We start from the raw sequence: 7,693 nt of genomic DNA on the forward strand, positions 1-7,693 counted from the left end.
ATCAGGCTGCTTTTGCGAGACTTGCCGCGGCACGTGCGGGTGCGCGTGCCTGACCGGCTCGCGCATCGCTTTGCATGCCGAGCTGGTGGCTCAGTTGCAAAACGGCACGGTTGAGTTCGGCGGCAGGAACCACGGCGAACACGAAACGATCCGGCCTCAGGATCGCAACGGCATCCTTGTCGAATCCGGCCTTCCTGAACCACGCGACCATTTCGCCGCTGATATCCTCGACCTCGAGCGTGCCAGCCCGGTTGTCGCGTTCGACGTCGTTGAGCCCCTGCGGCCGGCCGCCGTACCGATACAGCGTGATGGACTGCGCCGACAACGCCCGCAGCGTCTGCGCCGATGCGTCGTCGAGATGACGCGCCGGATCGACATTCAGCCCCACCAGCGAAAACCCGCTTCCGAGCAGGTCGTCCATCCGCCGCCGCGCGCCGTCGAACAGGCGCACCTCGGGCTGCGGCGCCAGCGCGCCCTCCGGCCCGCCGCGACGGCGGCGCGGCAAGCCGAGGTACGCATTCTTCCGATAGACGGGCATCGGCTTGAAGCCGCCTTCCTGAAACCAGCGCTTGAGCGGCGGAACCGTCCGGATCACGCCAAGGGAAGCATCGCGCAGCAGCGTCGCAAACGGATTCCTCGCCGACACGACGTTCTTGAGCAACACGGAGATGTCGATCATCGCCTTCGCATGCGCATGCCGTTCCGACTGGTAGGTGTCCAGCAGCGCATCGCCGGCAAGCCCGCGCAACGCGAGGTCGAGCTTCCAGCCGAGGTTGTATGCGTCGCGCACGCCCGAGCTGGCGCCCTGCCCCATGAACTGCGGCGTCATGTGCGCGGCGTCGCCGGCAAGCAGTACGCGACCGACCCGCCACTTGCCCGCGATCAGCGCATTGAACGTGTAGACGAGCTTGCGCTTGACGACGAACTGGTCCGGATCGACAAACCTGGACAGATACTTGCGCACCGTCTCGGGCCGCTCCATGTTCTCTTTCGTTTCGCCGGGCATCAGCATGAATTCGAACCGGTGAAACCGGTCGGGTTGAACACAGCTCACGACCGGCAGCTTCGGATCGACGACGAAGTTGAAGTACGGCAGATGACGCAGCGCATCGGTGCCGGGCTTGCGTTCGAGGTCGACCACGAGCCACGGCTCCGGAAAACTCTTGCCGGTCATTTCGATCCCGAGCCGGGTCCGCACGATGCTGCGGCCGCCGTCCGCGCCGACCATGTACCGCGCCCGCAAAGGCCGCGGATCGGGATCGCCATGCACGCGCGCCCGCGCATCGTTGCTGTCGCTGAACCGTGCCTCCTGCGTGGCCTGGTGCACGAGGCTGACACCATCGGAGTCCTGAGTAAAATCGACAAGCTCACGCCCCCGGCGCACGTCGACGTTCGGATAGCGCGACAGGGTATCGGCCAGCGTGGTTTCGAGGTACGGCTGATAGAAGAAGTTGATGACCGGCCAGCCGAACGGGCGCTTGTGCGGCATGTACTGCGTGATCGGCGTACCGTCCGGACGCACGAGCTGCACGGGCGTCTCCATCATCATCCGCGCCTGCAGTTCGTCGGCCACGGCGAGATACTGGAAGATGCGCATGCATTCGTCGTCGGTATACACCGCGCGGGCGTTGCCGTAGAAGACCGGCTCGCGTTCCAATACGACGACACGGTGACCGGCACGCCCCAGCGTGTGCGCCAGCACGAGGCCGGTGGGCCCGAGGCCCACGATCGCAACATCGCACGCATCGTCCTGATGCGCTACGTTCATGACTGCTCTCCTTGTACGATGAATTCAGGATGAAACAACGACGCGAGGCCGTGGCGAAGGCGCCCCAACCTGACGCGCGTGCTCAGGTTTTCCGGGCGGTGACCCCACAGGCTGATCCCCTGGTAGACCGTGGTGCGCCACGTGTGCTCGTCCACGACGATCGGATTCCAGCCCAGTTCGATCTCGAACCCCGACGGCGTCTGGACGTAGAAGGACAGCTCACGGTCGTTCGGATGCTGGCCGATCGCGTTGGCGATCGGGTAGCCCATCGCGCGACAGCGGAGATAGGCCCCCGTCACGTCGTCCAGCGAAGCGCACTGAAGATTCATGTGGTGGATCTGCGTGCGCAGCGGATTCACGCGAACGCCGCGCGTCGACGCGGTGGCAAGCGAATGGTGACGCTCGTTGAGCCGCAGGAACGCGAAGTCGAGATTCATTCCGTCGATCCTGTCCTCGATCTCGTCGGACAGCCGCGCGTCGAACAGTTTTTTCCAGAAGCGCTGCATCGCTTCCGGCTGGCGCGTCGTAATCGCGACGTGCCCCATGCCCGACGCGCCGGTGATGAAGCCGCTCGCTTTCATTTGCAACGGCCGGTCCGCTGGTATCGCGTCCGTGAAGAGTTCGGTGCGCAGCCGCTTCGGGCCGGTGAAGCCCCAGAATCTGCGCACGCCGCGCAACGCGGCGTCTGCCGGACTGCCTTCCTGCACGCGGATGCCGTGCGCGGCCAGACGGGCGAGCGCGAGCTGCAGCGCAGCGCCGTCGTCCAGTTGCCAGCCGATCGCCGTCACGTCTTCCGCAGCCCCTTCACGGACGATCAGGCGCCGCTGGTGCGCATCGATGCGGCACGCGAGCACGCCGGGCTGGGGGCGATCGACATGCAGTCCGAGACCGTCGGCGGCAAAGGTCCTCCATTCTTCCTGTCTCGCGGATTCGGCGAGCACATAGCCGAGACGAACGCGACCGAACAGGCTGGCCGGCGCGGATCCCGAATTCACGATGGTCGGCATGGTGGCGTGCTCCGGCTTATCGGGCTGGCGTGGCGCGCGTGCCGGCGCTGTCCTGCGCGAGGAACGCCAGCACGATCGCGTTGAATTCGTCGGCGCGCTCCCACTGCACCCAGTGGCCGGTCTTGCTGAACAGGTGCACGTCGCAGTTCGGCATCCGCGTCTGAAGCGAATGCGCGCCACTCGGGCGATTGACCTTGTCTTCGGTGCCCCATAGCACCAACGTGGGGTTCTGCACCGACTTCAGGCGTGCGTCGCGCGTGAAATCCACTTTGCTGAACTGCGGGATGCCTTTGGGTCCGAGCAACGGCGGACTGGCGACGACCTCCGGATCGATGCTGGATTGAAAGCGTTCCAGGATCACGGCTTCAGGAACCAGGCTGCCGTCGTAAATCAGATCGCCGCGAATGAACGTGGTGAGCTTTTCCAGCGTCGGGCCCTCGCCCTTGTAGTAGTTCAGCAGCCGCTTGAGGCCGGGGGTCGGCAGGCTGCGCGTCGTGTCCACGCCGCCCGGCCCCATCAGCACCAGACGGCCGACTGCGTCGGGGCGCTCCAGCACCATCCGCAACGCACATGCGCCCCCCAGCGAATTGCCGATCACGTGTGCGCGCCGGATCTGCAGCGCATCCAGCATCCCCAGCATGCCAGTTGCGAGATCGCCGAACGGATCGGCTCGATCCAGACCTTTGGTCGATTTTCCGTAACCCGGCATGTCGGGTACGACGACGCGGAAATGACGTGCGAGCGTTTCGATATTCCTCGAGTAGTTCGATACGCCGGATGCGCCCGGGCCACCGCCGTGCAGCATCAGCACCACGGGGCCGCGACCGGCTTCCGTCAGGAAAATCTGCCGCGCGCCGACTCGGACCGTGCGCTGGCTCGTTGCTTGACTGATAGATGGGACATCCATGACGTCGATCGCTCTCGCTTGCTCAAGATAGGCCTCATTGTAGTGACAATATTGTCATTATGACAATATTCTCGTTTTTACTTAGGCATCGGCCGGGCGCGTGCATCCCGCGCCTTATAATCGCGACATGAGTGAAACCACGACCACTGATCACCGGACCCGGGTTGCCGCAGAGCGCCGCGAACGCATGCGCGCGCGGCTGATCGAAAGCGCGATGCTGGTGTTTGCAGAAAAGGGGCTCGGCGCCAGCGTGATCCAGGAAGTCATCGCGGCGGCCGGCGTGTCGCAAGGCACGTTCTACAACTACTTTCGTACGAACGAAGATCTGCTGGCCGCGGTAAGCCAGGAACTCAACGACGAACTGCTGCGCCTCATCGAGGCCGAAGTCGGCGCGTACGCGGATCCGGCCCGGCGGATTGCCTGTGGCGTACGGATGTTTCTCCATGCGGCGCACACGTACCCGCTCCTCGCGCGCTTCATCTGCGCGGCCGGTCTGCATGCGGCAGGGCCGAGCAGCCTGATTTACGTGTACCTGCCGGTCCACATCGAACAGGGGCTGGCCGAAGGCCGTTTCCACGATGTCACCGTCGAAGTGGCGCTCGACGTGATTGCCGGAACCGCGCTGACGACGATCCAGCGATTTGCCGACGAAGCTCAGACACGCGCGCAGCCCGAGCTGGCGGTTGCGGCGATCCTCCGCGGTCTCGGGGTCAGCGGTGCGGAGGCTCAGGCCCTCGTGCACGGGGAACTGGTGCCGATCGTTGCTCCAGCCGGCTCACTGCTGGAGCGCGGGCAGGCGCGGATGCAGGCGCAGGGGCACGCTGAGCCCGATTGACGGATCGCGGAGCGTGTCGGCGGGTGCGTGCCGCTGATCGCGGCCGGTCAGACAGGTATGCACGAGCAGGCTGACCTGGCGCTTGCGCCGGGGCTGCTGCTCGTCGCGATGGTCGTCGCGGTGGGAAAGGGGCACGACGATGTGCCGGCCGGCGCGTAAACGCGCAACGCCGTGCGGCCGCGCGATGCGGCGGCACGGCGCCGGCAGCCGTGTTTCACTGAAGGCGGGCGTGCAACGCGCCCGCCTTCCCTCACGTTACTTGCTGTAGTCGTAAACCCCGCGCCCGGTCTTGCGCCCAAGGCGCCCGGCCGTGACCATCTCGCGCAGCAGCGGGCACGCGCGGTACTTCGGATCGCCGAAGTCCTTCAGGAACACGTCCATCACCGCGAGGCACACGTCGAGCCCGACCAGATCCGCGAGCGCCAGCGGCCCGATCGGATGGTTCGCGCCCAGCTTCATCCCCTGGTCGATCTCCTCGGCCGACGCGATCCCTTCGGCCAGCACGAAGAACGCCTCGTTGATCATCGGCACCAGGATGCGGTTGACGACGAACCCCGGCGAGTTGCGCACGCCGATCGGCGACTTGTCGAAGCGCTCGGTCAGCGCGCGCACCGCCGCCGCCGTCGCGTCGCTCGTCTGCAGCCCGCGGATGATCTCGACGAGCGGCATCAACGGCACCGGGTTGAAGAAGTGCATGCCGACGAAGCGCGACGGGTCGCCGAGCGGCGCGGCCAGCGCGGTGATCGAGATCGACGACGTGTTCGTCGCGATGATCGCGTCCGCGCGCGCGACGGCTTCGATCTGCTTCAGGATGCGCGCCTTCAGCTCGACGTTCTCGGTCGCCGCTTCGATCACGATGTCGGCCGCAGCCAGCCGCTGGTAGTCGGTCGACGTCTCGATGCGCGCAAGCGCGGCGTCGCGCGTCGCGGCGTCGAGCTTGTCCTTCGACACGAGCCGGTCGAGGCTGCCTTGCAGCGTCGCGACGCCCTTCGCGAGCGCCGCGTCGTTGACGTCGATCATCACGACGTTGAGTCCTGCAACGGCGGCGGTCTGCGCAATGCCGTTGCCCATGGTTCCGGCGCCGATGACGCCTACGGTTTCGATTGCCATGACGATTCCTGTGGTCGGGTGCTGAGCGGTCGATTATTGAAGGTTTTCGAAGATCGCCGCAATCCCCTGCCCGCCGCCGATGCACATCGTGACCAGCGCGTAGCGGCCGCCGATGCGCTTCAGTTCGTACAGCGCCTTGACCGTGATCAAGGCGCCCGTCGCGCCGATCGGGTGGCCAAGCGAGATGCCCGAGCCGTTCGGGTTCACCTTCGCCGGATCGAGACCGAGCTCCTTCGTCACCGCGCACGCCTGTGCAGCGAACGCTTCATTCGCCTCGATCACGTCGAGGTCGGCAATCGTCAGCCCCGCGCGCTCGAGCGCCTTCTGCGTGGCCGGCACCGGGCCGATCCCCATGTACGCCGGATCGACGCCCGCATGCGCGTACGACACGAGCCGTGCGAGCGGCTTCACGCCCTGCGCGCGCGCCGCGTCCGCGCTCATCATCAGCACGGCAGCCGCCGCGTCGTTGATGCCCGACGCGTTGCCGGCCGTCACCGTGCCGTTCTCCTTCACGAACACCGGCTTGAGTTTCGTGAAATCGTCGGCGCTCGCTTCCAGGCGCACGTGCTCGTCGGTGTCGAACGCAACCTCACCCTTCTTCGTGCGAATCGCGATCGGCAGGATCTGGTCCTTGAAGCGCCCTTCGGCGGTCGCGCGCGCCGCGCGGCGATGCGACTCGAGCGCGAGCGCGTCCTGATCGTCACGCGTGATGCCGTACTTGCGCGCGACGTTCTCGGCCGTCACGCCCATGTGGATCGACTGGAACGGGTCGTGCAACGCGCCGAGCATCATGTCGACCAGCTTCGCATCGCCCATCCGCTGGCCGAAGCGCGCGGCCGGTACGCTGTACGGCGCGCGGGTCATGTTCTCCGCGCCGCCGCCGATCGCGACGTCGGCGTCGCCGAGCAGGATCGTCTGCGCAGCCGACACGATCGCCTGCAGGCCCGAGCCGCACAGCCGGTTCACGGTCAGCGCGGGCGTGTGCTGCGCGACGCCGCCTTCGATCGCCGCGACGCGCGCGAGATACATGTCCTTCGGTTCCGTGTTCACGACGTGGCCGAACACGACGTGGCCGACCGCATCGCCGGGCACGTTCGCGCGCGACAGCACTTCGCGCACGACCTTCGCGCCCAGTTCCGTCGGCGAGAAATCCTTCAGGCTTCCACCGAAATCACCGATCGCGGTACGGACACCGCTCACCACCACGACTTCTTTCGCTGCATTGCTCATCGTTCGTCTCCAGTTCGTTCGCGCACACCGGCGCGATCAAGCATTACATGTTCGGGTAATTCGGCCCGCCGCCGCCTTCCGGCGTCACCCACACGATGTTCTGCGTCGGGTCCTTGATGTCGCACGTCTTGCAGTGCACGCAGTTCTGCGCGTTGATCTGCAAGCGATCCTCGTTGCCATCGTTCTTGACGAACTCGTAGACGCCGGCCGGACAGAAGCGCGCTTCCGGGCCCGCGTACGTGCGCAGGTTCACGTTCACCGGCACGCTCGCATCCTTCAGCGTCAGGTGCGCCGGCTGGTGCTCTTCGTGGTTCGTGTTCGAGATGAACACCGACGACAGCCGGTCGAACGTCAGCTTGCCGTCCGGCTTCGGATACTCGATCGGCTGGCATTGCGACGCCGGCTTCAGCATCTCGTGGTCCGCATGCTTGTGGTGCAGCGTCCACGGCACGTTGCCGCCCATCAGCTTCTGTTCGATGAATACCATTGGCGTGCCGATGTACAGCCCCTTCGCCATCCACTGCTTGAAGTTGCGCGCGCGGTGCAGCTCGTTGTACAGCCACGATTGCTTGAACGCATCCGGATACGCGTTGAGTTCGTCGCTTTGACGACCGGCCTGCACCGCGTCGAACGCCGCTTCCGCCGCCAGCATCCCGGTCTTGATCGCCGCGTGGCTGCCCTTGATCCGCGATGCGTTCAGGAAGCCCGCGTCGTCACCGATCAAGGCACCGCCCGGGAATACCGTCTTCGGCAGCGACATCAGGCCACCGGCGGTGATCGCGCGCGCGCCGTACGACACGCGCTTGCCGCCTTCGAGGAACGCGCGGATCGCCGGG

The 7,693-nt window shown here is 65.9% G+C and carries 7 protein-coding genes; 1 reads left to right on the top strand and 6 read right to left on the bottom strand.

Translation table 11 applies throughout. The features are described from left to right. Nucleotide 1: 1 nt before the first annotated feature. The 3 genes from mhpA to ACV229_RS32205 are packed head-to-tail and all read right to left on the bottom strand — an operon-like array spanning nt 2 to nt 3,682. Complete coding sequence (gene mhpA, locus ACV229_RS32195; protein ID WP_448087128.1) at nt 2–1,768, bottom strand: bifunctional 3-(3-hydroxy-phenyl)propionate/3-hydroxycinnamic acid hydroxylase MhpA; 1,767 nt, start codon at nt 1,766–1,768, stop codon at nt 2–4. Next, a complete protein-coding gene (locus ACV229_RS32200) occupies nt 1,765–2,775 on the bottom strand; it encodes a VOC family protein (protein WP_448087129.1) in 1,011 nt (336 codons plus the stop codon). The genes mhpA and ACV229_RS32200 overlap by 4 nt, the downstream gene beginning before the upstream one ends. Nucleotides 2,776–2,791: 16 nt before the next feature. Then, on the bottom strand, nt 2,792–3,682 hold the full coding sequence (locus ACV229_RS32205) for an alpha/beta fold hydrolase (RefSeq protein WP_448087130.1): 891 nt from the start codon (nt 3,680–3,682) through the stop codon (nt 2,792–2,794). A 127-nt stretch (nt 3,683–3,809) separates the two neighbouring features. Here ACV229_RS32205 and ACV229_RS32210 point away from each other — a divergent pair, with 127 nt between their 5' ends. Beyond that, complete coding sequence (locus ACV229_RS32210) at nt 3,810–4,517, top strand: TetR/AcrR family transcriptional regulator (protein WP_448087131.1); 708 nt, start codon at nt 3,810–3,812, stop codon at nt 4,515–4,517. Between the two features lie 255 nt (nt 4,518–4,772). Here ACV229_RS32210 and ACV229_RS32215 read toward each other — a convergent pair whose 3' ends face one another. The 3 genes from ACV229_RS32215 to ACV229_RS32225 all read right to left on the bottom strand — a co-directional run. Then, nucleotides 4,773–5,627: a 3-hydroxybutyryl-CoA dehydrogenase gene (locus tag ACV229_RS32215; protein ID WP_448087132.1), complete on the bottom strand. Its 855-nt coding sequence runs from the start codon at nt 5,625–5,627 to the stop codon at nt 4,773–4,775. 33 nt (nt 5,628–5,660) lie between these two features. Beyond that, a complete protein-coding gene (bktB, locus tag ACV229_RS32220; protein ID WP_448087133.1) occupies nt 5,661–6,857 on the bottom strand; it encodes a beta-ketothiolase BktB in 1,197 nt (398 codons plus the stop codon). Between the two features lie 43 nt (nt 6,858–6,900). Then, on the bottom strand, nt 6,901–7,693 hold a 793-nt coding region (locus tag ACV229_RS32225), incomplete at its 5' end, for an electron transfer flavoprotein-ubiquinone oxidoreductase (RefSeq protein WP_448087134.1).

It is taken from the genome of Burkholderia sp. MR1-5-21, from assembly GCF_053427715.1.

What these genes read in the sequence shown, in the direction of transcription:
- ACV229_RS32210 (WP_448087131.1), top strand. Translation starts at nt 3,810, where the DNA reads ATGAGTGAAACCACGACCACTGATCACCGGACCCGGGTTGCCGCAGAG.
- mhpA (WP_448087128.1), bottom strand. Translation starts at nt 1,768, where the DNA reads ATGAACGTAGCGCATCAGGACGATGCGTGCGATGTTGCGATCGTGGGC.
- ACV229_RS32215 (WP_448087132.1), bottom strand. Translation starts at nt 5,627, where the DNA reads ATGGCAATCGAAACCGTAGGCGTCATCGGCGCCGGAACCATGGGCAAC.
- ACV229_RS32200 (WP_448087129.1), bottom strand. Translation starts at nt 2,775, where the DNA reads ATGCCGACCATCGTGAATTCGGGATCCGCGCCGGCCAGCCTGTTCGGT.
- bktB (WP_448087133.1), bottom strand. Translation starts at nt 6,857, where the DNA reads ATGAGCAATGCAGCGAAAGAAGTCGTGGTGGTGAGCGGTGTCCGTACC.
- ACV229_RS32205 (WP_448087130.1), bottom strand. Translation starts at nt 3,682, where the DNA reads ATGGATGTCCCATCTATCAGTCAAGCAACGAGCCAGCGCACGGTCCGA.